General features: G+C 68.9%; 20 protein-coding genes. 16 read left to right on the top strand and 4 right to left on the bottom strand.

Features of this window, described 5'->3' with window-relative positions; all coding sequences use genetic code 11:
• Window positions 1–3 precede the first annotated feature (3 nt).
• Window positions 4–3,906 (top strand): Pls/PosA family non-ribosomal peptide synthetase, encoded by a 3,903-nt coding sequence (locus tag AORI_RS66060; RefSeq protein WP_016335348.1) that lies wholly within the window; start codon window positions 4–6, stop codon window positions 3,904–3,906.
• Between the two features lie 20 nt (window positions 3,907–3,926).
• Window positions 3,927–5,264 carry a M1 family metallopeptidase gene (locus AORI_RS66055; RefSeq protein ID WP_016335347.1) on the top strand — a complete coding sequence of 446 codons (1,338 nt, stop codon included), beginning with the start codon at window positions 3,927–3,929 and terminating at the stop codon, window positions 5,262–5,264.
• 324 nt (window positions 5,265–5,588) lie between these two features.
• On the opposite strand, the gene AORI_RS84055 is transcribed toward AORI_RS66055, so the two are convergent.
• Window positions 5,589–5,747 carry a hypothetical protein gene (locus tag AORI_RS84055; RefSeq protein WP_200870929.1) on the bottom strand — a complete coding sequence of 53 codons (159 nt, stop codon included), beginning with the start codon at window positions 5,745–5,747 and terminating at the stop codon, window positions 5,589–5,591.
• A 27-nt stretch (window positions 5,748–5,774) separates the two neighbouring features.
• Between AORI_RS84055 and AORI_RS82510 the strand changes: the two genes are divergently transcribed.
• The 7 genes from AORI_RS82510 to AORI_RS66020 all read left to right on the top strand — a co-directional run bounded on the left by AORI_RS82510 (window position 5,775) and on the right by AORI_RS66020 (window position 16,198).
• Window positions 5,775–6,383, top strand: coding sequence for a hypothetical protein (locus tag AORI_RS82510; RefSeq protein ID WP_016335346.1), 609 nt, complete (start codon window positions 5,775–5,777; stop codon window positions 6,381–6,383).
• 44 nt (window positions 6,384–6,427) lie between these two features.
• A complete protein-coding gene (locus AORI_RS66045) occupies window positions 6,428–8,854 on the top strand; it encodes a PEP/pyruvate-binding domain-containing protein (RefSeq protein WP_016335345.1) in 2,427 nt (808 codons plus the stop codon).
• Window positions 8,851–9,507 (top strand): tyrosine-protein phosphatase, encoded by a 657-nt coding sequence (locus AORI_RS66040; protein ID WP_016335344.1) that lies wholly within the window; start codon window positions 8,851–8,853, stop codon window positions 9,505–9,507. Before AORI_RS66045 ends, AORI_RS66040 begins: the two co-directional genes overlap by 4 nt.
• 135 nt (window positions 9,508–9,642) lie before the next feature.
• Window positions 9,643–11,922 carry a glycosyl hydrolase family 95 catalytic domain-containing protein gene (locus AORI_RS66035; protein ID WP_043848217.1) on the top strand — a complete coding sequence of 760 codons (2,280 nt, stop codon included), beginning with the start codon at window positions 9,643–9,645 and terminating at the stop codon, window positions 11,920–11,922.
• 2 nt (window positions 11,923–11,924) lie between these two features.
• Window positions 11,925–14,216, top strand: a complete 2,292-nt coding sequence (locus AORI_RS66030) for a glycosyl hydrolase family 95 catalytic domain-containing protein (protein ID WP_016335342.1) — start codon at window positions 11,925–11,927, stop codon at window positions 14,214–14,216.
• A 60-nt stretch (window positions 14,217–14,276) separates the two neighbouring features.
• Window positions 14,277–15,230 (top strand): peptidylprolyl isomerase, encoded by a 954-nt coding sequence (locus AORI_RS66025; RefSeq protein ID WP_016335341.1) that lies wholly within the window; start codon window positions 14,277–14,279, stop codon window positions 15,228–15,230.
• Window positions 15,231–15,484: 254 nt separating this feature from the next.
• Window positions 15,485–16,198 carry a MerR family transcriptional regulator gene (locus tag AORI_RS66020; protein WP_016335340.1) on the top strand — a complete coding sequence of 238 codons (714 nt, stop codon included), beginning with the start codon at window positions 15,485–15,487 and terminating at the stop codon, window positions 16,196–16,198.
• Here AORI_RS66020 and AORI_RS66015 read toward each other — a convergent pair.
• On the bottom strand, window positions 16,180–16,614 hold the full coding sequence (locus tag AORI_RS66015) for a MarR family winged helix-turn-helix transcriptional regulator (RefSeq protein WP_037348294.1): 435 nt from the start codon (window positions 16,612–16,614) through the stop codon (window positions 16,180–16,182). The genes AORI_RS66020 and AORI_RS66015 overlap by 19 nt on opposite strands.
• 57 nt (window positions 16,615–16,671) lie before the next feature.
• Here AORI_RS66015 and AORI_RS66010 point away from each other — a divergent pair, with 57 nt between their 5' ends.
• The 3 genes from AORI_RS66010 to AORI_RS82260 are packed head-to-tail and all read left to right on the top strand — an operon-like array spanning window position 16,672 to window position 18,144.
• Window positions 16,672–17,178 carry a DUF6790 family protein gene (locus AORI_RS66010; protein WP_016335338.1) on the top strand — a complete coding sequence of 169 codons (507 nt, stop codon included), beginning with the start codon at window positions 16,672–16,674 and terminating at the stop codon, window positions 17,176–17,178.
• A gap of 22 nt (window positions 17,179–17,200) precedes the next feature.
• The gene (locus AORI_RS66005) at window positions 17,201–17,917 is read left to right on the top strand and encodes a TMEM175 family protein (RefSeq protein ID WP_016335337.1); all 717 of its coding nucleotides are present in this window, start codon (window positions 17,201–17,203) and stop codon (window positions 17,915–17,917) included.
• Window positions 17,914–18,144 (top strand): hypothetical protein, encoded by a 231-nt coding sequence (locus AORI_RS82260; protein ID WP_016335336.1) that lies wholly within the window; start codon window positions 17,914–17,916, stop codon window positions 18,142–18,144. The genes AORI_RS66005 and AORI_RS82260 overlap by 4 nt, the downstream gene beginning before the upstream one ends.
• Window positions 18,145–18,353: 209 nt before the next feature.
• On the opposite strand, the gene AORI_RS65995 is transcribed toward AORI_RS82260, so the two are convergent.
• Window positions 18,354–19,178, bottom strand: a complete 825-nt coding sequence (locus AORI_RS65995; RefSeq protein WP_016335335.1) for an NAD-dependent epimerase/dehydratase family protein — start codon at window positions 19,176–19,178, stop codon at window positions 18,354–18,356.
• 37 nt (window positions 19,179–19,215) lie between these two features.
• A complete protein-coding gene (locus AORI_RS65990) occupies window positions 19,216–20,022 on the bottom strand; it encodes an IclR family transcriptional regulator (RefSeq protein WP_016335334.1) in 807 nt (268 codons plus the stop codon).
• A gap of 154 nt (window positions 20,023–20,176) precedes the next feature.
• On the opposite strand from AORI_RS65990, the gene AORI_RS65985 reads away from it, so the two are divergent.
• Genes AORI_RS65985 through AORI_RS65970 form a run of 4 tightly spaced genes read left to right on the top strand, consistent with a single transcriptional unit; the run spans window position 20,177 to window position 25,088 of the window.
• Complete coding sequence (locus AORI_RS65985; RefSeq protein ID WP_016335333.1) at window positions 20,177–21,688, top strand: sodium:solute symporter family protein; 1,512 nt, start codon at window positions 20,177–20,179, stop codon at window positions 21,686–21,688.
• Between the two features lie 46 nt (window positions 21,689–21,734).
• Complete coding sequence (locus AORI_RS65980) at window positions 21,735–22,679, top strand: 5-dehydro-4-deoxyglucarate dehydratase (protein ID WP_016335332.1); 945 nt, start codon at window positions 21,735–21,737, stop codon at window positions 22,677–22,679.
• Between the two features lie 2 nt (window positions 22,680–22,681).
• Entirely contained in the window at window positions 22,682–23,938 is a 1,257-nt protein-coding gene (locus AORI_RS65975) for an enolase C-terminal domain-like protein (protein WP_016335331.1), read from the top strand.
• Between the two features lie 4 nt (window positions 23,939–23,942).
• The gene (locus tag AORI_RS65970; RefSeq protein WP_016335330.1) at window positions 23,943–25,088 is read left to right on the top strand and encodes a hypothetical protein; all 1,146 of its coding nucleotides are present in this window, start codon (window positions 23,943–23,945) and stop codon (window positions 25,086–25,088) included.
• Window positions 25,089–25,101 lie beyond the last annotated feature (13 nt).

The following is a 25,101-nucleotide window of genomic DNA, read 5'->3' as shown; positions in this document are numbered from 1 at the left end:
CCGATGACCCTGACCGCCGACTCGCGACCGATCGCCTGCGTCGCGGACGTCACCGTCGCCCCGTCGCCGGCCCCGGTCGCCGATCGAGCCCTGTTCTGGTCCGGTCTCGGCGCGGGCGAGCGCACCCTGATCGACATCCTCGCCGAGACCGCCGCCCGTCACCCCAACGCGGGCGCGATCGACGACGGCGAGACCACGCTGTCCTACCGCAAGCTCGTCGAGGAGATCGACGCCTACGGCCGCAAGCTGACGGCCAACGGCGTCGGCGTCGGCGACCGGGTCGGCGTCCGGATCTCCTCCGGCACCGCAGAGCTCTATGTCGCGATCCTCGGGATCCTGTCCGTGGGCGCCGCCTATGTGCCGGTCGACGCGGACGACCCGGAAGAGCGTGCCGAGCTGGTCTTCGGCGAGGCCGACGTCGCCGCGGTCGTCACCGATGGCGGGGCGATCACCGTGCTGGGCTCGCCGAGCGGCGTCGAGGGCTCGCCCGCCCCGACCGACGACGCCTGGATCATCTTCACCTCCGGATCGACCGGCAAACCGAAGGGCGTCGCGGTCTCGCACGCCTCGGCCGCCGCCTTCGTCGACGCCGAAGCTCAGCTGTTCCTCACCGAGGAGCCGATCGGCCCCGGAGACCGCGTGCTCGCCGGGCTGTCCGTCGCGTTCGACGCGTCCTGTGAAGAGATGTGGCTCGCCTGGCGCCACGGCGCCTGCCTGGTCCCGGCGCCGCGTTCGCTCGTGCGCACCGGCGTCGACCTCGGCCCGTGGCTGGTCGCGCAGGGCATCACCGTCGTGTCGACCGTGCCGACGCTGGCCGCGCTGTGGCCCGCCGACGCGCTCGAAGACGTCCGCCTGCTGATCTTCGGCGGCGAAGCGTGCCCGCCGGAGCTGGCCGAACGCGTCGCCGTCGAGGGGCGCGAAGTCTGGAACACCTACGGACCGACCGAGGCCACCGTCGTCGCCTGCGCCGCGCAGATGACCGGTGAGGGTCCGGTCCGCATCGGCCTGCCGCTGGTGGGCTGGCAGCTCGCCGTGGTCAACGAGGCGGGTGAACCGGTCGCGATGGGGGAGACCGGCGAGCTGGTCATCGGCGGCGTCGGCCTGGCCCGCTACCTGGACCCGGAGAAGGACGCCGAGAAGTTCGCGCCGCTGCCTTCGCTGGGCTGGCGCCGCGCGTACCGCAGCGGCGACATGGTCCGCGCGGAGGCCGAGGGCCTGCTGTTCCTCGGGCGCCTCGACGAGCAGGTGAAACTCGGCGGCCGCCGGATCGAACTCGGTGAGGTCGACGCCGCGCTCCAGGCGCTGCCCGGCGTGCAGGGTGCCGCCGCCGCGGTCCGCCGCACGAAGGCGGGCAACCAGGTCCTCGTCGGGTACGTCGTGCCCGCCGATGGGGTCGATTTCGACCACGACGAGGCCGCGACCCGGCTGCGCGAGCAGCTGCCCGCCGCGCTTGTCCCGTTGCTGGCGCTGATCGACGATCTGCCGACGCGTACCTCCGGCAAGGTCGACCGCAACGCGCTGCCCTGGCCGCTGTCCACTGTGGACGCCGCGAAATCCGGTCTGTCGCCGACGGAGAGCTGGCTCGCCGAAGGCTGGGCGGAGATCCTGGGCGTGTCGGTCGACAGCCCGAAGGCCGACTTCTTCACCAACGGCGGCGGCAGCCTGACCGCCGCCCAGCTGATCGCGCGGATCCGCACCCGCCACCCGCAGGTGTCGGTGAGTGACATCTACGCGAACCCGAAGCTCGGCACGCTCGCGTCGACGCTGGACGCGCTGAGCGGCGAGAAGACCGAACGCCGTGACATCGCGCCCACCCCGCGCAAGGCCGGGATCATCCAGTCGCTGCTGATGATCCCATTGATGGGTCTGGTCGGCCTGCGCTGGACGACGATCGCCGCGACGCTCTCGAACGTGCTGTCGCTGGCCGGTTTCGCTTGGGCACCGACGCTGAACTGGGCGTGGATCGCGGCCGCGTGGATCGTGCTGTTCAGCCCGGCCGGGCGGATCGCGATCTCCGCGACCGGCTCCCGGCTGCTGCTGCGCGGCGTCCGTCCCGGCAGCTACCCGCGCGGCGGGAGTGTCCACTTGCGACTGTGGACCGCCGAGAAGCTCGCCGAGTTCAGCGGCGCGGACAGTGTCGCGGGCGCTTCCTGGATGACGACGTACGCCAAGGCCCTCGGCGCGCGGATCGCCAAGGACGTCGACCTGCACTCCCCACCGCCGGTCACCGGCATGCTGAAGCTCGGCCGTGGTGCCGCCGTCGAGCCCGAGGTCGACCTGTCCGGCCACTGGGTGGACGGCGACCTCGTGCACATCGGCAAGATCCGGATCGGCGCCGACGCGCGGATCGGCGCGCGCAGCACGCTGTTCCCCGGCGTGCGGATCGGGAAGGGCGCGGAGATCGCAGCCGGGTCGACCGTCCGCGGCAACGTGCCCGCCGGGCAGCGCTGGGCCGGCGCGCCCGCCGCGCGTGCCAGCAAGGACGCGCTGAAGTGGCCGTCGAGCCGGCCGCCGCGGTCGCGGTTCTGGGCTTCGGTCTACGGGGCGACCTCGGTCGCGCTGGGGCTGCTGCCCGCCGTCGCCGCCCTGCCCGCTGTCGCCGTGCTGGGTCACGCGATCGCCGGTGCGCCGTCGCTGGGCGCCGCGCTCGGCCAGGCGCTGCTGTTCACGCCGCTCGCGACCGTCGCGTACTTCCTGTCCTACGCCCTGCTCGTGCTCGTCGGCGTCCGTTCGCTGAGCATCGGCATGGTCGAGGGCTACCACCCGGTGCACGGGCGTGTGGCGTGGCAGGTCTGGGCGACCGAACGACTGATGGGCATGGCGCGTGAAGGGCTGTTCCCCTTGTACGCCAGCCTGTTCACCCCGGTGTGGCTCCGGATGCTCGGAGCGAAGGTCGGCCGCAACGTCGAGGCGTCCACCGTGCTCGCGCTGCCGAAGATGACCCAGGTGGACAGTGGCGCGTTCCTCGCGGACGACACCATGGTCGCCACCTACGAACTCGGCCACGGCTGGCTGCACGTCGCGCCGGCGCGGATCGGCAAGCAGGCGTTCCTCGGCAACTCGGGGATGGCCGCGCCGGGACGTTCGGTGCCGAAACGTGGTCTGGTCGGGGTGCTGTCGTCGGCCCCGCTCAAGGCGAAGAAGGGCTCGTCGTACCTCGGGATGCCGCCGCTGCCGGTCCGCCGGTCGGTCGGCGAGGCCGACACGAGCCGTACTTTCACCCCGCCGCTGCGGCTGAAGGCGGCCCGCGCGCTCGTCGAACTGTGCCGCATCGTGCCGGTGATGTGCGGTGTCGCGCTGACCGTGCTGGTGGCCGCCGGGATCTTCGCGCTGGCGTCGTCGTTCGGTTTCCTGGTCGCGGTGCTGCTCGGCGGGCCGCTGCTGCTCGCCGCCGGCGCCGTCGCCGCGCTGACCGCCACCGCGATGAAGTGGCTGCTGGTCGGCCGGTTCCGCGCGGTCGACCACCCGCTGTGGAGCTCGTTCGTCTGGCGCAACGAACTCGCCGACACGTTCGTCGAGGCGCTCGCCGTGCCGTGGCTGATCGGTTCGCTCGGCGGCACGCCGCTGCTGCTGGCGTGGCTGCGGACCATGGGCGTCAAGATCGGGCGCGGTGTGTGGCTGGAGACGTACTGGCTGCCCGAGTCGGATCTGGTGAGCCTCGGCGACGGCGCGACGATCAACCGCGGCTGTGTCGTGCAGACGCACCTGTTCCACGACCGGATCATGACGATGTCGCCGGTGACCCTGGACGAGGGAGCGACGCTCGGGCCGCACGGTATCGTGCTGCCTGGCGCGAGCATCGGCGCGCGGACGACCGTCGGACCGGGCTCCCTGGTGACCCGGGGCGACGCGGTTCCCGCCGACTCGCGCTGGCTGGGTAATCCCATCTCGGCCTGGACGAAGTAGGAAAGCGGGGTCTTTCGCGGGTGATTTCGAAGGCCTCCGCGCAGCCCTCGCCCGGCGCGGACACCTCCGGCGACTCCTATCTGCCCCGTCACGGTAACGGCGGTTACCGGGTCCGGCACTACGACCTGGAGCTGGACTACAAGATCGGCCCCAACCGCCTGTCCGCCTCCGCGGCCATCACCGCGGAGGCGACGCAGGCGCTGTCGCGGTTCACGCTCGACTTCGGTGATTTCCGGATCAACCGGGTGCTGGTCAACGGGAAACCGGCCAAGTACCTCCGGCGCGCGCACAAGCTGCAGGTGAAGCCGGCGAAGTCGCTGGCGCTCGGCAGCGAGTTCCTGGTGGAGGTCCACTACGTCGGCAATCCGCGGCCGCTTCCGGGGCTGTGGGGCGACATCGGCTGGGACGAACTGACCGACGGCTCGCTCGTCGCGAGCCAGCCGGTCGGGGCGCCGTCGTGGTTCCCGTGCAACGACCATCCCGCGGACAAGGCGACGTACCGTGTCGCGCTCACGACGTCGTCGCCGTATCTCGTGGCCGTCACGGGGAATCTCGTCTCACGGTACACACGCGCGAGCACCACCCAGTGGATCTTCGAACGGCCCGAGCCGACGCCGACGTATCTGATGAGTGTCCAAATCGGACGGTATGACGACATCGTGCTCGCGTCCGGCGGTGTCCCGCAGCGGGCCGCCGTTCCGCCGCGTCTGCGCCGGGCCTTCTCGCGCGATTTCGGGCGGCAGGGCCAGATCATGGACTCGCTGCAGCGGCTGTTCGGGCCGTATCCGTTCGGCGAGTACGTCATCGTCGTCACCGACGACGACCTCGACGACCCGATCGAAGCGCAGGGCATGTCGATCTTCGGCGCCAACCACGTCGACGGACGACGCACGCACGAACGGCTCGTCGTCCACGAGCTGGCGCATCAGTGGTTCGGCAACAGCCTGACCGTCGCCGACTGGCGGCACATCTGGCTGAACGAAGGCTTCGCGACGTACGCGGAATGGCTCTGGTCCGAGGAATCCGGCGGGCAGAGCGCACACGTGTGGGCGAAGACCTGGCACGCGCGGATGAAGGCGAAGCCCGCGGACCTGCGTCTCGCCGACCCCGGCATGGCACGGATGTTCGACGAGCGGGTGTACAAGCGAGGCGGGCTTTTGTTGCACGCCTTGCGTTGCACGGTCGGCGACGCGGTCTTCTTCCCGCTGGTGAAGGCTTGGGCGATGGAGAACCGGCATGGTCTGGTGACCACCGCGGCTTTCGTGGCGCTTGCGGAACGCTTCGCTGGTCGCTCGCTTGGTGGGTTCTTCGATGCTTGGCTGGATTCTCCGGCGCTGCCTCCGCTTCCGCTCGCTTGATGCGCGTGTCCTGAAGGCCCCCTTTGAGACATCCAACGTCTCAAAGGGGGCCTTCAGGACATCCGGTGAGTTGTCCACAGGCGGTGCTGACGGAGCGAGTTGTCCACAGATCGCCGGAGGCACTGGCGAGACGTCACCGAATGCTCGGACGATCATGGAGTGAAAACCGGAGAATGGGCCGACGACCCCGATCGGCTCTACCAGCACAGTCGCCGTGGCGTGATCACCGTCGCCCGGCTCGTGGAGCTCGGTGTACCTGCCAGAACCTGCTACCGGCGCTGTCAACCGGGGCGTCCTTGGCGACGCTTGCTGCCGGGTGTGCTCCTACTCGGCGGCGGCGAGCCTGACCAACGGCAGCTGGTAGACGCCGCGTTGCTGTACGCCGGCCGGGAAGCCGTGGTCACCGGTGCGGCCCTTTGCCGTCGCCGGGGTCTGCGCTCGGTGCCTGCGGGAGCGACCCGTGTGCATCTGCTGGTCCCGCATGAACACAAGATCAGGAGTTCCGGATTCGTGATCGTGGAGCGTACGACGCGGATGCCGCCGCGGCGGTTCGACGACGGTGTTCCGGTGGCGCCGTTCGCCAGAGCCGTTCTCGACTTGTGCAGGAGGCTCCACTCACCAAGCGCGATTTCGGCCTTGCTCACCGAGGCGGTGCAATCCGGTGGGCTGAGCCCGGTGGAGTTGCTGGAGGAGCTCGATGCGGGAAGCAAACGCGGCACGGCGATCCCACGTCAGGTGCTGCGCGATGTCGTCAGAGGGGCTCGATCCGTCGCCGAAATCGATGCGATGCGCGTCTGGAGGCTCTCCGGGCTGCCTGAACCGCTCTGGAACCACCAGCTCCGAGACGAAAAGGGCGAGTACATCGCGACACCCGACGGCTACTTCAAGGAAGCCGCCCTCGCTTGGGAGATCGACTCTTACGAGTTCCACTTCGCGAAAGAAGACTACGCGAAGACCTTGGACAGGAACGCCAGATACGCCGCTGCGGGAATCGCCGTCCTGCAAACCCTGCCTAGCCGTCTCAGGTCCGAGCCCGAGGCTTCGCTCGAGAGCTTCGCCAGGCGTACGAGGCTCAACGGCGCGAATTCCCAGAACGTACTTGAACTCAACCCAGGTTGAGGAGGCAAGCTCAGGCCAAGCGAACCCCCTGGGAGGTAACGAAAGTGATTCTCCAGCTCGCCGAAGCGAGAGGCTGCCCCCGCGACCTCGTCGGCGGCAAAGCCGCGAATCTCGCGGAGATGATCTCGGCGGGTTTCCCGGTGCCGGAGGGCTTCTGTATCACGACCGCCGCGTACCGGCAGATTCTTCCGGACGTTGCCGCGCCGCTCCCAGTCTGGCTAGAAACCGGGATCGTCGAGGCGTACGAACGGCTTTCGCGGGGCGGTCCGGTCGCGGTGCGGTCGTCGTCGACCGCCGAGGATCTGCCGGACGCCAGTTTCGCCGGCCAGTACGACACGTTCCTCGACGTCCGGGGTGCGGACGAGGTGCTCGCGGCGGTGCGCCGGTGCTGGGCCTCGTTGTGGTCCGATCGGGCGACGAGGTACCGGGCGGCGCACGACACCGGTCATGCTCCCGCCATCGCGGTGATCGTGCAGCGCCTGGTCGCCGCCGAGTGCGCCGGGGTGCTGTACACGGCGAATCCGGTTTCGGGTAAACGATCCGAAATCGTCGTCGACGCCGCGCCCGGGTTGGGCGAAGCAGTGGTTTCCGGTGCGGTCACGCCGGATCACTACCGGCTGAGCGTCGAAGGCGAAACCGTCGAGGGGCCGGGCGAGGGTTGCCTGACGCCGTCACGGCTGGGTGAGCTCGCGGCCGTCGGGAGGAGGCTGGAGAAGCACTTCGGCGCGCCGCAGGACGTCGAGTGGGCGTTCGATGGCGACGGTGGACTGTGGCTGACCCAGTCGCGGCACATCACCACGTTGTTCCCGGTCCCGGAGACCGCGGGGGAGCCGCGCGCGTACTGGTCGGTCAACGTCTACCAGGGGATCAACCGCCCCTTCACACCGATGGGCGCGTCCATGATCCGGGAGCGGCAGCGCGGGATGGCGACGTACATGAGCGCGCTCGGCTTCTCCGACGAGATCATCGATGTGGACGGGTGGCTGTTCTGGGACATCACCGACGGCGTGCGGAGCCCGGCGAAGCGGCCGAAGATGGCCGCGTTCATGGACAGCCTCGCGGCGCCGTCGGGTCGGCTGGTCGAACAGCTCGGCCGTGACCAGCGGTTTCCTTCGATGCCACCTGGTTCTGAAGAGGACATCCCACCTAAGAACCGGCGCCGTCGCTGGGCCCGGATGATCGCCGCGTGGCTGTGGCCGGACCAGGCCCGCGCCAGGGTCGTCCGCGACGCCGAACGGAGGATCGCCGCGTTCGCGGGGCCGGACGACGCGACGGCCCGGCAACGACTGTCCTTTGTGGAGTTAATTCGCGGTGACGTCTGCCGGATCGAGGCGAATCTTCCGCGTGACGCCAATACCGCGGGTGCGGTCGGCGGGCAGCTGGCCGGGCGGTTGCTGCGGGGCTACGTGGACGAGGCGGAGATCGCCACCGTTTTCCGCGCTATCCCGCACAATCCGACCACCGAGATGGATCTGGCGTTGTGGCGCACGGGAGAGTCGATCCGACGCGACGACGAGTCCCTCAGACTGCTGTTGGACACCGCGCCCGACGAGTTGGCCGCCAAACAGCTCGCGGGGACCCTGCCGGAGGTCATCCAGCACGGCGTCGCGGCGTTCCTGACGGATTACGGTTGCCGCGCCACCTCGGAGATCGACTTCGGTGTACCCCGCTGGGCCGACGATCCCGAGCCGGTCTTCGCGATGCTGGTGAACCTGCTGCGTGCGGAAGCCCGCTTCGAAAGCACGGCCGCGACGGCCGAGACACGGATCGTCGAACTCACTCGCCGACTTCCGGTGACCAAGGCGCACCGGACGCTCTTAGCGCGTTTCCTGCTGCGTCGGTCGAGGCGATTGCGCGGCCTGCGCGAGTTCCCGAAGTTCTGTCTCATGCGTGGTTTCGCCGCGCTCCGGAAGCAGTTGCTCCTCATCGGCGAGGAGATCGTCCAGGCGGAGCGGCTGGACCGGGCCGGCGACGTGATGTTCCTCGACCTCGTCGAAGTCCGCGAAGCCTTGGACGGCAAGGACTTCCGGACGACCGTGGCACGACGGCGAAAGGTCTGGGAGCGGGAGGCGCGCAGGCCCCGGGTGGCGTCGGTCCTGCTCTCCGACGGCACCGTGCCCGCACTCGAGTCCGATGCGGGCGAAGGTGACCTCGTCGGGCTGGCCGCGGCGGCGGGGGTGGTGACCGGCCGGGCGAGGGTGGTCCACGATCCCGACGGGGCGCGGATCGAACCGGGCGAGATCCTCGTCGCCGCGACGACGGATCCCGGCTGGACACCGCTGTTCCTCTCCGCGGCCGCGCTGGTGACCGAAACGGGCGGGATGATCTCCCATGGCACCACCGTCGCCAGGGAACACGGGATCCCGGCCGTGGTCGGTGTCCCCGGCGCCACCACGCTGATCACCACCGGCCGGGTGATCACCGTCGACGGGTCGGCGGGAACGATCACGTTCGGCGAGGAGCACCGGTGACTTCCACGTTCACCGGCGCGTTCAACTTCCGCGACACCGGTGGTGGCCCGATCCGGCGGGGACGGCTGTTCCGCAGCGACACCTTGCAGGCCCTGACCGGGACGGACAAAGAACTCCTGCTCGACCGGTTCCATATCGAAGGCGTTCTCGACCTTCGCTCCAGCGCCGAGACGTTCAGCGAGGGTCAGGCGGAACTGCCCGGAGTCCGCTACGCGAACGTGCCGTTGCGGACCGTCCAAAATGGAGGGTCGTTGGAGGAGATCTACGCCGACCATCTTCGGCTCGACGACAACCTCCCGGTCGCCATCGAGATCCTGGCGGTCCTGCTGGCCCGGCCTGTCGTGGTGCATTGCGCGTCGGGCAAGGACCGGACCGGGATCGTCACGGCCCTCGCGCTCGGTCTCGCCGGTGCGCCGCGGGAGCTGATCGTCCAGGACTACCTGCGCAGCGCGTACAGCCTTCCCCGGGTGATCGAGCGCTTCCGCGCGCTCCGGTTGCCGGAGGAACTGTTCCGGTGCACCGAAAGCACGATCAACGCTCTGCTGGACAGTGTCGAGGACGATTTCGGGGGTTTCGCCGGCTGGGCGCGGCAGCGTGGTGTGTCCGATGCGGCGGTCCGGACACTGAAGGCGCGTTTACTCAATGATCAATGAATTGTCCGACGAGACATCGGATGTATGTACCGCTGCGCGAGTGAAGGGGGTGGCCAAAGCTCGACTATCTCTGGAAACATGCCGGCCGCCAGGACTTGATCTGCGGTAAACGTAGTATGAATCTGGAGGCGACCCATGGCTGAGCTGTCCAGGCGATCGATGCTGAGGGTCGCGGCGGGGACGGCGGCGCTCGGTGGCCTCTGGGCTCAAGGGGCGCCAGCGGCGCTCGCCGGAGACGACGTCCGTCGCCGGATCGTCGACGACGCGCGCATGGTCTGGAAGCGGCTGCCGACGGGCTGGCAAGAGGGCCCGTTCCTCGCCAACGGCTTCCTCGGCGTCCAGTTCTACGCGGGTGCGCAGCCGAACGTCCTCAAGGTGATGCTCAGCCATTCGCGCGTCCAGGACCAGCGCGGGCAGTGGGAAGCGGCCATCGGGTACTCGCGGCTTCCGATCGGCTACCTCACCCTCACCTTCGAGGGTGCGATCACGGCGGTGGACTGGCACCTCGACCTGTACAACGCCGAACTCGGCGGCACGATCACCACCACCCGCGGCTCGGTGCGCTTCTCCGCGCTGGTCCACAACGACCAGGACCTCCTCCTCGTCTCGCTCACCGGGGAAGCGGCGGCGGACTGGGGGTTCACGCCGCTCAAGTCGGCGACCACCCGGACGATCCGCAAACCGCCCGACTACACGGCCAATCCCGATCCGAAGCTCGCCAGTGCGGGCGCCGTCCGGTACTGCGAGCAGCCGCTCCACGCCGGCGGCGGATACACGACGGCGTGGCGCGAGCGGACCATCGGCACGCGACGGCTTCTCGCGGCGACGGTCGCGTACGGGTTCCCCGAGCCGACGCACACCGCGGAAGCGATCACCAGGGTCAATCGGGCATCGACGGTGGTCCCGGACCTGCTCGTCGCCGGGCACCGGCGCTGGTGGAACGCCTTCTACCGGCGCAGTTTCGTGTCCATTCCGGACAAACGGATCCAGCGGTTCTACTGGATCCAGCTGTACAAGACCGCGTGCGCCACCCGCGCGAGCGGCCCGGTGGTCGCCGAGTGGGGGCCGTGGTTCCCGGAGGTCGGCAACAGCTGGACGGCGGTGTGGTGGAACCTGAACGTCCAGGTCACGTATCCGATCGTCAACAGCAGCAACCATCCCGAACTCGACGCCGTCACCGAGACCTTCCGCCGCGACCATGCCAACCTCGAACTCTCGGTGCCTCCCGCGTACCGGGATGGCGACACGTACGCGCTTTCGCATCCGGGCGACTGGCGGCTGCGGCCCGGCGGCACCCGCGCGGTCGGGATCCCTGGTCCAGCCACGAAGAACGACCAGACCGGAAACTTGATCTGGGGCCTGCACAACGTCTGGCTCGCGTACCGGCACAGCATGGACCACCGGGTCCTGCGCGACGTCCTGTATCCGACGCTCGCCAAGGCGCTCAACTACTACCGGCATTTCCTCGCGACGGGCCCGGACGGCGCCCTGCATCTGCCGATGACGAGATCGCCCGAGTACGCCGACGCGGCCGACTGCACCTACGACCTGTCGTTGATCCGCTGGGCCGCGCGCACCCTCGTCGAATCGGCGGCCAAGCTGCGAATCGACGATCCGCGGGTGCCGGCGTGGCGGGAGATCGGCGAGAAACTGGTGCCGTACCACCAGGATCCCGCCCAAGGCGTGTTGATCGGTGACGGCGTCCCGCTGGCCGATTCGCATCGGCACTTCTCGCATCTGCTGTGGCTCTATCCGCTGCGCGAGAAACTCTGGGATCGTCCCGGAGACCGGGACCTCATGCGCCGCACGTTCGCGCATTGGTCGAGCTTGCAGGAGAAATGGCACGGTTACAGCTTCGCGGCGGCGTCGTCGATGTGTTCCGTGATGGACCAGCCTGAAGAAGCCTTGCGCTATCTGAAGATCTTCCTCGACGGAACCGTCGTCGCGAACACCCAGCTGACACCGAACACGATGTACCGCGAGGGGGCGAACCTCGCGATCGAGAGTCCAGTCACCGCCGCGCAGTCCGTTGTGGACATGCTCCTGCAGGGCGACCACGGTGTGCTCAAGGTCTTCCCGTCGGTCTCGTCCGCGTGGCCGGACGCGTCCTTCGAAAGCCTGCGCGCGGAAGGGGCGTTTCTCGTGGACGCCTCCCGGCGGAACGGTACGACCGAATGGATCCGCGTGCGCAGCGAGGCGGGGGAGCCGCTCACCCTGCGGCACGGGATTCCGGGTGACATCGAGGTCCGTGACGCGCGCGGACGACGGCTCCCTTGGCGCCACACGGGTCCCGGCGCGATCTCGATCCCGCTCCGCCGCGGCGGGACGGCCGTCGTCTCGCGACGCGGCACGCGTCCGGAACTGGAGCCGCGGGACGTGCCCGGCGACCGTTCGACTCCGGCTTGGGGGATCTGAGCATGGACATCACTCGCAGGACGGTGCTCGGCGGGGCGTTGGCAGGCGTGGCCGCGGCCGGATTCGCGCCGTCCGCGTCGGCGGTGGAGAACGACTTCGCGCTCGGCGGCCTCGACTGGTCCGGATTCCTCGGCACGGCCGACCTGATCTGGCGCCGGATGCCGAAGACCTGGTATGAGGGACCCTTTCTGGGCAACGGTTTCCTCGGTTCGGGCATCTACGCCGAACCCGGCCGGAACGCCGTCCGGTTCAACGTCCAGCACAGCGAGGTACAGGACCACCGGCCGGAGTTCGGCTCCCTGTTCGGGCTCGCGCGGCTGCCGATCGGGCATTTCACCCTCGAACCGGTCGGCGCCATCACCGGGATCGACTGGCGGATGGACCTCTGGAACGCCGAGCTCAGGGGCACCATCACCACGGCCGCGGGCAGCCTGTCGCTGCGCGCGATCATCCACACCGGACAGTCGCTGCTGGCCGTCGAGATCGAGCCGACCGAGGGGGAGCGCGGTTTCGCCTGGGTCTTCCATCCGGCGGAGTCGGTGAGCCCGAGAACGGATCCGAAGTTCGGGAAGCCACCGCCCGCCGGATATGTCGCCAACCCGCCCGCGAGCCTGGAGAGCAGCGGTGACAGCAGGCTTTCCGTGCAGAGCCTGCTGTCGGGTGGCGAACACGTCACGGCGTGGCGCGAGGTCGCGCAAGGCTCGAAGCGGACGCTGTACGCGTCCGTGGCCTGGTCGTATCCGAAGCGGACCGCCGCGCGGGAGGCGTTGAAGACGGTCCGCCGCGCCGAGCCGTTCTCGGCGCTGACGGCCGGACATCGCAGATGGTGGCACGACTACTACCGGCACGGTTTCCTGTCCATTCCGGACACCCGGCTCCAGAGCTTCTACTGGATCCAGCTGTACAAGATCGCCTCCGCCGCGCGCCGGGAAGCGCCGGTGATGGCGACCTGCGGACCGTGGCTGGAGCCGACCCCGTGGCCCGCGACGTGGTGGAACCTCAACGTCCAGCTCGAGTACTGGCTCATCCACGGGTCCAACCATCTCGAACTGGACGCCGTCAGCCACGCGCTCGGCAAGTACCAGGAGAATCTGACGAGTCAGGTCGCCGAGCCGTACCAGCACGATTCGGCGGGCATCCCGCGTACGACGGACATGAACCTGCTCAACGGCGCGGTCGGGACGAACGCGGGCTTCCCGGTCGGCATCCCGGGCAAGGCGACGCCGACGCCGGAGGTCGGCAACCTCACCTGGGCGCTGCACAACGTCTGGCTGTCCTATCGGCACACGATGGACCGGCGGCTTTTGCGGGAGACCCTGTTTCCGTTGCTGCGCAAGGCGATCAACTACTACCTCCACTTCCTGGCACCCGGGACGGACGGAAAACTGCACCTTCCGGCGACGTTCTCCCCGGAGTACGGCGTCAACGCGCCCGATTGCAACTACGACCTGGCACTGATCCGATGGGGCTGCAAGACCCTGCTGGAGTCGGCGGCGGAACTGCGCGTCGACGATCCGCTCGCGCGACGGTGGCGGGAGGTCCTGGCGACGCTCGTCCCGTACCCGGCCGACGCCAACGGCTACATGATCGGCGCGGGGGTGCCGTTCGCGAAGTCGCATCGGCACTACTCGCATCTGCTGCAGATCTACCCGCTGTACGAGATCACCTGGGAGCGGCCGGAGCACCGGCGGATCATCGAGACCTCGCTCGATCACTGGGTGGGCTTCGAGGGGGCGTTGCAGGGCTACACGTTCACCGGGGCCGCGTCGATGTCGGCGCAGATGCTGCGCGGCGAGAAGGCGGAGTTCTACCTCGGCGAACTGCAGCGGCGCTACATCCAGCCGAACACGATGTACAAGGAATCCGGTCCGGTGATCGAGACGCCCCTTTCGGCGGCGCAATCGCTGCACGACATGCTCGTGCAGAGCTGGGGCGGCGTGATCCGGCTCTTCCCGGCGGTGCCCGCGAAATGGGCGGACGCCGCGCTGCGCGACTTCCGCACGGAGGGGGCGTTCCTGCTCAGCGCCTCTCGACAGGGCGGGAAGACGCGGTGGGTCAAGATCACCAGCGAGGCGGGGGCGCCGTGCGTGCTGCGGACGGATCTCGACGGCGAGCTGGCCGTCCGTGACCGGTGGGGGCGGCCGAAACGCTGGCGGCGGCTGCCGAACGGGGACATCCGGATCGACCTGCGGCGCGGTGAAGAGGCCGTCGTGCACCATGCGGGCGACCGGCCGGACTTCGAGATCCGGCCGGTGCCGTCGAACGGTGACGGCACGCCGTGGGGGATGCCGTGACCTTCTGAGGGGCGATACGCAAGAGTGTTCCCGTACTTCCTCCGGACGACAGGAGCACAGATGTCCCAGCCGCCGCAGCCGGGCGAGCCCGAAGGCCAGGCGCCCGACCCAGGCCCTCAGCCGGGGCAGCCGTACCCGCAGCAGCCGTATCAGCAACAAGGCTGGTACGGCGCGCCGCAGCAGCAGCCGCCGTCTTCGAACAAGACGGCGTTGTGGGTCGGGCTGGGGGTTCTGGGACTCGTCGTGGTGGTCGCCGTCGTGGCGATCCTCGGGTTCGTCGCGCCTGGGTTCTTCCTGTCGGACTCGAAGGGCAAGAGCGCGGTCGCGTCGTCCTCGTCGGCTCCGGCCTCCAGTTCCCAGGAGACGGCGACGCAGAGCCCGGTGAACATCCCGTCCGCGCGCACGGAACTGCCGGAACGCACGACCCCGCTCGCGGATCCGACGGAGTGCGCTTACCCGGCGGACACCTCCGGTCCGGTGCCGAAGAAGGTGAACCCGCCGGCCGCTGGACCGACTCCGGCTTCCGGTACGGCGGCGGTCACGGTCAAGACGAGCGCGGGTGACATCGGGCTGACGCTGGACCGCGGCCTCGCGCCGTGCACCGTGGCGAACTTCCTTTCGCTGGCGCAGCAGGGTTATTACGACGGCACCTCGTGCCACCGGCTCGGCGTTTCGGGACTGCAGATGCTCCAGTGCGGCGACCCGGAGGGCACCGGAATGGGCGGACCGGGTTACACGATCCCGGACGAGGTCTTCTCCGGGCTCAAGTACGGCCGCGGCATTCTCGCCATGGCGAAGAAGCAAGCGCCGGACTCGGGCGGCAGCCAGTTCTTCATGGTCTTCGGTGAAGCGGAACTGCCGCCGTACTACACGGTGTTCGGGAGCATCTCCGACGAGGGCCTCCAGACACTGGACAAGGTCGCACGCGGTGGCGTGGACGATGCGAAGGGGCCCGGAGACGGGACGGGGCCGCCGCGGATCTCGGTGCAGTTCCAGTCGATCGTGGTGGGCTGAACGCGCGGTTGCCAGGAAAGGTCCTTTCCTGGCAACCGTCGTCTCACGCGGCGGTCCGCGGCTCTTCGCGCAGGATCCGCCAGCACAGATAGAGGCAGACGCCCGCCGCATGCGTATCGAGCCGATCGCGTCTTCGTCCGTCGACGAACTGGCCGCCACGTTCGGCCCGCTCGTGCAGCACTGCCTGACCGGGCCCGCGACGCGCGCGTGATCGCTCTTGTATCTCCCCCGAGGGGAGGTGCGAGGGTGGGCGGATGGACGACCCCCGGTACTCGATCGGCGAGCTCTCCCGGCGGACCGGGCTGACCGTCAAGACCATCCGTTTCTACTCCGACCGAGGCATCTTGGCCCCGTCCGGCCGCACCGCGTCCGGGCACCGGCGCTATGGCGCCGACGCACTCGCGCGCCTGGAACTCGTGCGCACGTTGCGTGAGCTGGGACTCGACCTGGCCACGATCCGGAAGGTCGTCGAAAGCGAAGCCGCCCTTCCCGACGTCGCCGAGGCGCACCTGCGGGCGCTGGAAGCGCAGATCCACGTGCTGCGTCTCCGTCACGCGGTGCTGAAAGCCGTGACCCGGCGCGGATCCACTCCCGAGGAGATCACTCTGATGCACGACTTGGCCAAACTGACCGAGGAGGAGCGACGTCGGCTGATCGACGACTTCCTCGACGCCGTCTTCGGCGGTCTCGAACATCCCGGGTTTGCCGGTATCGCCCGCTCGATGACGCCCGAACTACCCGAAAGTCCCGCGGTAGAGCAGGTCGACGCCTGGGTGGAACTCGCGGAGCTCGTCAGGGATCCGGATTTCCGGGCCCTCATGCGACGTCTCGCCGAAGGGTACGACGCCGCCCCGCGGCGGGATCTGCCGTGGCTGGGCATCGCCGACGATCCCCGGCGGGAGCGGTATCTCGAGCTGCTCGCCGTGATCAACGGGTGGGCGGCTCCGGATCAGCGCCGCGTTCCCTGATCGGGGGAGAGGATCTCGGCCAGCCGGAGGGTGTCTTCGAGGTAGCGCTCGTAGGGGAAGCCCGCCGCGATGAGCCCGGCGCGGAACTCGTCGTAGAGCGGTTTTCCGGCCGCATGGAACGCTTTCCGGCCGACCTCGGTGAGGCGGACGAGCCTCCGGCGCGCGTGCTCGGGGTCGACGGTGATCTGTACCAGGCCGTCCGCCTCGAGCGGTCGTAGCGCCCGGCTGATCGCCGGGTCGGACACCGAAAGCGCCTGCGCGAGCCGATGCTGCGTCGCCGGCTCGATCTCTTCGAGCGTGCCCAAAAGCCTTATCTGGCTGTAGGTCAAGCCGTCGGTGTCTTCGGTGCGCCGCCGGGCGTTCTCACCCAGCAGCATGACCACGCGGTGCAACAGGTCTGCGAGTCCGTCATCCACGAGGGTCACTATACCTGATTGTTGACGGGTTAATATTAACTAGGTAAGATTGAAGGCATGGACAACTTCTCTTACCTCGCCCAATCCGCCTTCCCGCTGGTCTGGATGCTGGTCCCGGCCGTCGGGGCGTTCCTGCGCGCCCGCCGCGCTCCGACTGCCCACGAACGGCTGGAGATCTGGCAGCGCTGGTGGGCGATCGGCGCCCTGGGCTTCGGCAGCCTGTGGATGACGGTCGCGTTCCTCGCGTTCCCGGACGTCATGGCCACCGCCATCGGCTTCGACCGGACGCCCTTCCTGTTCGAGATCGCCTTCGCGAACCTCGGGCTGGCCGTCATGGGATTCCGCGCCGCCTCGGCGTCCGCGCGCGAACGCGTCACCATCGGGCTCGGCGCCGGGATGTTCCTCTGGGGAGCCCTGGTCGGCCACGTCTACCAGTGGTTCGCCAACGGTGTTCACAGCCCCGGCAACACCGGCGGTGTCCTCGCCAACGACCTGCTCATCCCCGCCGTCATGATCATCCTGGCCGTGCGGTCCCGGAAGCTCCGCCCGGCAACCGTCGCCTGACGCAGAGGGAGATTTCCGCATCATGGCGACTCAGGCCCCTCCCGAGCGGCTCACCATGTTCATCGACGCGGTGATCGCGATCGCGCTCACCCTGCTGGCGCTGGAACTCCCCGTCCCCGCCGGTGACACCACCGAGGCGATGCTGAATTCGGTGGCGGACCACGGCAAGGAGTATCTGGCCTTCGGCGTCAGCTTCGTGGTGATCGCCGCCCATTGGCGCGCCCACCACGAGATCTTCGGCCATGTCCGCTCGCTGAACAGCCGCCTGATCAGCCTCACCCTGGCCTGGCTGTTCATGCAGGTCCTGACGCCGTTCGCGACCCGGGTGATCACCGCGGACGGGGCCTTCCCGCCCCGGTTCAGCCTGTACGCCGTCGTGCAGGTGCTGGCTTCCGCGTCGTTCGCGCTGATCATCCGGGAGATCCGGCGCGAACACCTTTACCGCGCGGACACGCCGCCGTGGGCGTTCAGTCAGAACCTGGTGCGGAGTGTGTGCCTGGCGGTCGTGTTCGGGGTTTCGGTTCCTGTTTCGTTCGTCACCGCGGGTACTTGGGCGTATTTATGTTGGCTGGCGGCGCCGGTTGTGCTCGCGGTGGCCGGGCGGGTTCGGGGGCAGGCCGACGCCGATCGTCTGCGAACTTCTCGACGGCAACCCCGACTACCCGCATGGAGAGCACGCCATCGGCGACTTCACCGCCGACGAGTGCCTGGCAGTCCAGCGGGTCGTGCACCGCGTTGAGCGACTTGTTGACCGTCGAACGGCTTTACGTGCTGTCCTTGGGCAGCCAACAGGCCAACCGGCACGTTCATTGGCACCTCGCGCCCCTGCCGCCCGGCGTTCCGTACGAGCAGCAGCAAACCGCGGTGTTCGATCCCGCGCGTGGCCATCTGGACGTTTCCGATGACGAATTGGCGGATCTTGCGCGCGGGCTCGGTGAACGCATGACCGACAGCTCGACGATGTAGGAATCGGGACACTCAACGTCCCGATTCCTACATCGTCGACACCCGGCCCGCGAGAGGTTCCGGCTCCCTTCGGCGGTCGGGTGTGTCTCAGGAGACGGCGCGTGTGATCAGGTGGACGACACGCGTGACTGGATGGGCGACACGCGTGTAGCCTTCAGCCCATGTGCGACGGCAACTAAATCGCCCAGATAGGTAACAAGCGGAAGACGTCAGAGCGGGTTGTGCGCCCCCAGCGGCGCGGTGCAGAAAGGCCCCCCGACGTACTCCGCCGCCACCCCGGTCGGCGCGGGCATGTCCGCCAGCTGGGCCGCGTAGGTCTCGGCGTTGTCGAGCGACTTGTAGCCCAGCTCCTCGGCTTCGGCGAGCGAGTAGATCCGGCGCGTGTTGTCGGAGACGCCCCAGATCAGCCGGTAGCCGGGGGAGGGGTAGCTCAGGCAGGCCTCGAACAGCCGGGCGCCGTCGTCGGGGGAGAGCCACGTCGTCAGGCCGCGCGGGCCGAGGACGAGCGGGCTTTCGAAGCAGGAGCCGATCCGGATGACGATCACGTCCATGCCGAATCGCGAGTGGTACAGGCTGCCGAGCGCTTCGATGGCCGCCTTGCTGACGCCGTAGTAGGTGTCGGGGCGGGGCGTGGAGTCGGCGGGGAGGCCGTCCGGTCCCGCCTCGTCGTTGCGGCGGAAGCCGACGGAATGGTTGCTGGAAGCCAAGATCACGCGCGGTACACCGGCGGCGCGTGCGGCTTCGAGGACGGTGTGGGTGCCGTTGATGTTCACGTCGAGCGTGGCTTCCCACGAGTTCTCGCGGCTGTGCCCGCCGAGGTGGATCACCGCGTCGACGCCGGCGCAGGCCTTCGCCATCGCCTCCGGGTCGGTCACCGAAGCGGTGATCAGCTCGACGTCCTCGCCGCCCGAGGCTTCGGGTTGCGCGGCCAGGTCGAGCAGGCGCAGCACCCGTCCGGAACGGCGCAGCCGCGGCCGCATCAGGGTGCCGACGATGCCCGCCGAGCCGGTGATCAGGACGCGCTGGTCTGCCATGGGGGCCCCTTGTCAGTGAAGGAAAGTGGGAAACAGGTCAGCGGATGCCGGCGCGGCGCAGTTGCTGGCCGAGTTCCGCGGTGATTTCGGCGAGGAGTTCGCCGACGCGCTGGGCATCGGCGTCGGTGACCTCGGTGACCGGCATGGAGCAACTGATCGCGTCGGTGCCGGGGATGCGGTACGGGATCACGGCCGCGACGCAGCGGACGCCGAGGCTGCCTTCCTCGATTTCCGAGGCATAGCCGCGTTCGCGCGTCTTCGCGCATTCGGCGTGCAGCGCCTCGACGGTGGTGATGGTGTTCGGGGTGAGCGCCGGCAGCTCTCCGGTCAGGAGGCCGTCGATCTCGTCGTGCGTCAGTTCGGCCAGCAGTGCCTTCCCCAGTGCGGTCGCGTGGGTGGGCAGCGTGCGGCCGACGCGGGACACGAGATGCGTCGAGTGCCGGGACTCGCGCGTCTCCAGGTAGACGACGTCGGTGCCCTCGCGGCGCGCGAAGTGTGCCGTGTAGCCGGTCTTCTCCCGGATCCGCTCCAGTGCTTCGGTCGCGTACGGGACGACCGGGTCGCGGTCCAGATAAGCCGTGCCGCAGATCAGCGCGCGTACGCCGAGGCGGTAGCGGGCGGTGTTGGTGTCCACTTCCAGCCAGCCGGCTTCGAGCAGGGTGCGGAGCAGGCCGTGCAGGCTCGACCTGGGGAAACCGGTCCGCGCGTGGAGATCCGACAGGGAGAGCCACACATCGTTCGCGGCGAAGGTCTCGATGAGGTCGATCGCCCGCCTGGCCGACTTCACCCCGGCGGGTTCAGGCGCGCCGTTCGCCACCGTGACGGCGGCTTCCTGCTGCGGCATCCGCGCTCCTCCATCCGGCCGTTGACTTGTGACTCCGGCCATATTAGCGTCCCGAACAGCGTTCTTATGGATGAACATAATCACTATAACAGACTCCGTTCATGGATGTGAACAGGTCGGGCTGGGCCTTCGTGAACGCGGAAAGGAGTCAGCGGTGCATTTACTGGACTGGATCATGGTGTCCGCGTACTTCGTCCTGATGGTGGTGATCGGCTTGTGGTCGCACAGCCGCGTCAGCACGGTCAGTGACTTCTTCACGGCAGGCGGCAAGATGCCGTGGTGGCTGGCCGGTATCTCCCACCACATGTCCGGCTACAGCGCCGTGCTCTTCGTCGCGTACGCGGGCGTCGCGTACACGGACGGCATCACCGTCTACTTCTGGGGTATGGCCAGCATCGGCATCGGTGTCGGCATCGGCAGCTGGCTGTTCGCCTCACGGTGGAACCGCCTGCGTTCGAAGCTCGGTGTCGCCTCACCGCTCGAGTACCTGGCGAAGCGCTTCAACGTGCCCACCCAGCAGGCGCTGGCCTGGAGCGGCAGCCTCCTGAAGATCTTCGACATCGCGGCCAAGTGGTTCGCGGTCGCGACGATCCTCAACGTCTTCGCGGGCGTGCCCTACACCTGGGGCATCATCATCACCGGCACGATCACGCTGATCTACTGCACCGTCGGCGGTCTCTGGGCCGACGCGCTCACCGACTTCGGCCAGTTCGTCATCCAGGCCATCGCGGCGATCGTGATGCTGTGGGTCGTGCTGGACAAGCTCGGCGGCGTTTCCGGGCTGTGGACCGTGTGGGGCGACCTCCCGCCCGCCCACCTGAACCCGACGACGTCGAAGTTCACCACCATCGTGTTGCTCGTCTACGTGCTGGTGAAGACGCTGGAGTACAACGGCGGTATGTGGAACCTGGCGCAGCGCTACATGGCCGCGCCGAACACCTACGAGGCCCGTCGCGGCGCGCGGCTCTCCTCGATCCTGTACCTGGTGTGGCCGTTGGTGATGATGTTCCCGATGTTCGCCGCCCCGCTGCTGATCCCGGACATCGACAACCCCAACAACGCCTACGCGATCATGACCACGACCTTCCTCCCGCCGGGCCTGGTCGGGCTGGTGCTGGCCGGGATCTTCTCGCACACCATGGCGATGGTCTCCTCGGACGCCAACGCGATCTCCGCGGTCATCACCCGCGACATGCTGCCCGTGCTGTGGAAGAAGGCCAGGAACTTCACCGAGTCGCAGGGGCTGCTCGCCGCCCGTGTCTCCACCGTGCTGTTCGTCGCCGCCACCATGGCGGTGGCCACGCAGGCCGAGAAACTCGGCGGTGTGCTCGGGATCGTGGTGCTCTGGGTCGCGGCACTGATGGGCCCGATCTCGGTGCCGCTGCTGCTCGGCATGCTGCCGGCGTTCCGCCGCTCCGGCTCCCGCGCGGCGCTGATCTCGTGGGCGGGCGGTCTCATCGCCTACGCGATCGCTTACTACGGCTACAACGCCACCCTCGCGGTCACCGTGTCCACCCCGATCCTGGTCTCGCTGGGGTTGTTCATCGGGCTCGGCTACCTCATGCCCGAGCGCAAGGCCTCCACCGACGAGATCATCGACACGATCGACCGCGACGACGACGTCACACCCCGCAAGTCGCAGGACGGCACCACCGTGCCCGCCTGACCGGGCCCGTACCCGGGACCATCCACAAAGAACGAAAGAGAAATCCATGGCACAGCCCAAGATCGAACTCGACGGCCTACTGGCGTTCCCCCTGACCCCCTTCACCGAGGGGCTGGAACTCAACCTCGACGCGTTCGCGGAAACCGTCGAGAGCCACGTGGCCGCCGGAGCCGGTGCGCTGTTCGTCGCCTGCGGTACGGGCGAATTCAGCTCGCTGTCCCCGGACGAGCACGCAGCGATCCTGCGCAAGGCTCGTGAGGTCGTGGCCGGGCGCGTGCCCGTCTGGGTCGGTGCCGGCGGCGGTGCGGCCTCGGCCCGTGCCGGGATCGCGGCGGCGGAGGCGGGCGGCGCGGACGGCGTCCTCCTCCTGCCGCCGTACCTGGTCACCGGCCCGCCGTCCGGGCTGGTCGACCACGTCCGGTACGCCGTCGGGGATTCCTCGGTCCCGGTGATCGTCTACCACCGGTCCACCGGCGTGTTCACCCCGGACTCGGCGGTGGAACTGCTCGACATCCCTTCGGTGGTCGGCATCAAGGACGGCTTCGGCGACGTCGAACTCATGAGCCGGATCATCACCACGATCCGCTCCGTCGGCACCGACCGGGCCCGGGATTTCCTGTTCTTCAACGGTCTTCCCACGGCGGAGGTCTCCGCGCGCGCCTACTCCGCGGTGGGCGTGGCGCGGTACTCCTCGGCCGTACACTGCTTCGCGCCCGAGATCGCGGCGCGGTTCCACCGTGCGCTCGCGGAAAACGACGACGCCGTCATGGAGGCGCTGCTCGCCGGGTTCTACCTTCCGCTGGTCGCGTTGCGGGACGAGGGACAGGGCTTCGCCGTGTCGCTGGTCAAGGCAGCCGCACGGCTGCGCGGGGACAAGGTCGGCTCGGTCCGGCCGCCGCTGGTCGAGCCCACCGCGGACCAGATCGCCCGCCTGGAGAAGATCATCGACGACGGTCTCGCCGTCCTCAAGTCCGTCGAGGCCGGTGCCTGAAGATGAAGGTTCTCGACGTCGTCCTGACCCCGGTCGCGTTCGCCGACCCCCCGCTGCTCAACGCGATGGGCGTGCACGAGCCCTTCGCGCTGCGCGGTGTCGTCCAGCTGATCTGCGAAGACGGCGTGGTCGGCCTCGGCGAGTCCTACGGTGACCTCGCGTTCCTCGACCAGGTCAGGAAGGTGCTCCCGGAGCTCAAGGGGCACGACGTGTTCGACCTGCCCGGTCTCCGCCGGAAGGTCGCCACCACGCTGGGCGAGGTCGTCTTCGCCGACGCGCACGGGCTGACCGGTGGCTTCTCCGTCAGCAAGACCGTGGCCAGCGTGTACTCGCTGTTCGAGGTGGCCGCGCTCGACGCCCAGGGCCACTACCTCGGCAGGCCGGTCGTCGACCTGCTCGGCGGCAAGGCACGCGACGCCGTCGACTTCTCCGCCTACCTGTTCTACAAGTTCGGTGCCCACCTCGGCGCCGAGGAGGACTCGTGGGGCGAGGTGACCACGCCTGAAGCGCTCGTCGGCGAGGCTCGCCGCATGGTGGAGGAGTACGGCTTCGGCTCCATCAAGCTCAAGGGCGGCGCGTTCGACCCCGACCAGGAGATGGACGGGATCCGCGCGCTCGCGGACGCCTTCCCGGATCACCCGCTCCGCATCGACCCGAACGCGGCGTGGACCGTCGAGACCGGGATCCGGGTCGCCGGAGAACTCGACGGCGTCCTGGAGTATCTCGAAGACCCGACACCGGGTATCGAGGGCATGGCGCGGGTCGCGGAGAAGGCGAACATGCCGCTGGCCACGAACATGTGCGTCGTGCGCTTCGCGGATATCGAGCCCGCCTTCCGGCAGCGAGCGGTCGGGGTCATACTTTCGGACCATCACTACTGGGGCGGGCTGCGGGACACCCAGGCCCTCTCCATCACGGCGGAATGCTTCGACGTGGGCCTTTCCATGCATTCGAACAGTCATCTCGGGATCAGTCTGGCCGCTATGGTGCACGTGGCCGCGGCGACGCCGCACCTGACCTACGCCTGCGACACCCACTGGCCGTGGAAGACGGCCGACGTCATCGCCCCGGGTGCGCTGGAGTTCGCCGACGGTGCGGTCGCGGTGCCCGACAAGCCGGGGCTGGGGGTCGAACTCGACCCCGACGCGCTGGCACGGGCCCATGAAGACTATGTCCGAAGTGGACAGACAAAACGGGATGACGTGACCTATATGCGGAAGTTCGTGGGAAGCTTCGAACCGAACACGGCGCGGTGGTGACAGGGTGAAGGTCACCGGATACGCCTACCCCTGGGACGTCGTCGACGATCCCGGCTTCGTCGAGCGCGTACGGGAACTCGGCGTCGACGAGGTCGCCGTCGCCGTGTCGTACCACAGCGCCCGCGCGGCGACGCCCTGGTCGCCCGAGCGCACCTCGGTCGTCGCGCGCCACGCGGCGCTGTACCGGCCGGTGCGCGACGAGGCGTGGGGTGAGCTGAAGCCCGCCGAGCCGGATTGGGTGGAAAGCCGCGACAGCGCGGGCGACGCCGTCCGGACGCTGACCGAGGCGGGGATCCCGGCCGCGGCGTGGATCGTGCTGACGCACAACTCGCAGCTGGGCACGGAATTCCCCGATTTCACGGTGCGCAACTGTTTCGGCGAGCGGTATCCGTGGGCGCTGTGCCCCGGCGTGCCCGCGGTCCGCGAGTACGCGGCGAACGTGACGGCGGAGAGCCTCGCCGGGCTCGACTTCGCCACCGTCATCCTCGAGGCCTGCGGTCCGCTCGGCGCCGTGCACCAGCACCAGCACGAGAAGACCGACGGCGTCTGGTCGCCCGCGGTGGCCCGGCTGCTGTCGATCTGCTGCTGCGACGACTGTCTCGACGCCTGGGTCGCGGCCGGTCAGGACCCGGCGAAGGCGCTGGGCAAGCTGCGGGCCGAGGTCCGGCGGCTGATCGACAGCGGTGACCTGCGTGCCACCGAGGACAAGATCCTGCCCACGCTGCGGCAGGTCCTGCTGGACACGCGCCAGAACGCGACCGACGCCCTCCGGCGCGCGGTGCTCGAGAAGATCCCGTCCGGGCCCAGGATCGTGCTGCACGGCGCGATGGACCCGTGGGTCACCGGCGCGCTGCCGGGGCTGACGCCGTCGGCCCCGGACGACGTCGACGCGGTGGTGCTGCAGAACTGGGCACCCGGCCGCCCCAGCGTGGGCGCCGTCGAGGCGGCACGGGCGAAACTGCCGGAGAAGGTCGCCGTCGGCAGCTACATCACCGCGGTGGCGGCGAGCCCGGTGCCCGACATCGAGGCGTACACCACCGAACTCGGCAAGGCAGGCGCCACCGAGCTGCACCTGTACCACCTCGGCCTCGCCGGCCCGGGGCGCTGGGCGGATCTCATCGCCGCCGTCAGCGCCGCGCAAGAACTCTAGGAGACGCAAGAAA

The organism is Amycolatopsis keratiniphila, from assembly GCF_000400635.2.
GTDB lineage: Bacteria > Actinomycetota > Actinomycetes > Mycobacteriales > Pseudonocardiaceae > Amycolatopsis > Amycolatopsis keratiniphila.
Note: the sequence above shows the minus strand (reverse complement) of the source record. Positions and strands in the feature narration are given on the sequence as shown.

Coding starts and splice junctions, on each gene's coding strand:
- AORI_RS66060 (WP_016335348.1), top strand. CDS start 4: ATGACCCTGACCGCCGACTCGCGACCGATCGCCTGCGTCGCGGACGTC.
- AORI_RS84055 (WP_200870929.1), bottom strand. CDS start 5,747: ATGCGGGACCAGCAGATGCACACGGGTCGCTCCCGCAGGCACCGAGCG.
- AORI_RS66035 (WP_043848217.1), top strand. CDS start 9,643: ATGGCTGAGCTGTCCAGGCGATCGATGCTGAGGGTCGCGGCGGGGACG.
- AORI_RS66030 (WP_016335342.1), top strand. CDS start 11,925: ATGGACATCACTCGCAGGACGGTGCTCGGCGGGGCGTTGGCAGGCGTG.
- AORI_RS66025 (WP_016335341.1), top strand. CDS start 14,277: ATGTCCCAGCCGCCGCAGCCGGGCGAGCCCGAAGGCCAGGCGCCCGAC.
- AORI_RS66020 (WP_016335340.1), top strand. CDS start 15,485: ATGGACGACCCCCGGTACTCGATCGGCGAGCTCTCCCGGCGGACCGGG.
- AORI_RS66010 (WP_016335338.1), top strand. CDS start 16,672: ATGGACAACTTCTCTTACCTCGCCCAATCCGCCTTCCCGCTGGTCTGG.
- AORI_RS66005 (WP_016335337.1), top strand. CDS start 17,201: ATGGCGACTCAGGCCCCTCCCGAGCGGCTCACCATGTTCATCGACGCG.
- AORI_RS65995 (WP_016335335.1), bottom strand. CDS start 19,178: ATGGCAGACCAGCGCGTCCTGATCACCGGCTCGGCGGGCATCGTCGGC.
- AORI_RS65990 (WP_016335334.1), bottom strand. CDS start 20,022: ATGCCGCAGCAGGAAGCCGCCGTCACGGTGGCGAACGGCGCGCCTGAA.
- AORI_RS65980 (WP_016335332.1), top strand. CDS start 21,735: ATGGCACAGCCCAAGATCGAACTCGACGGCCTACTGGCGTTCCCCCTG.
- AORI_RS65975 (WP_016335331.1), top strand. CDS start 22,682: ATGAAGGTTCTCGACGTCGTCCTGACCCCGGTCGCGTTCGCCGACCCC.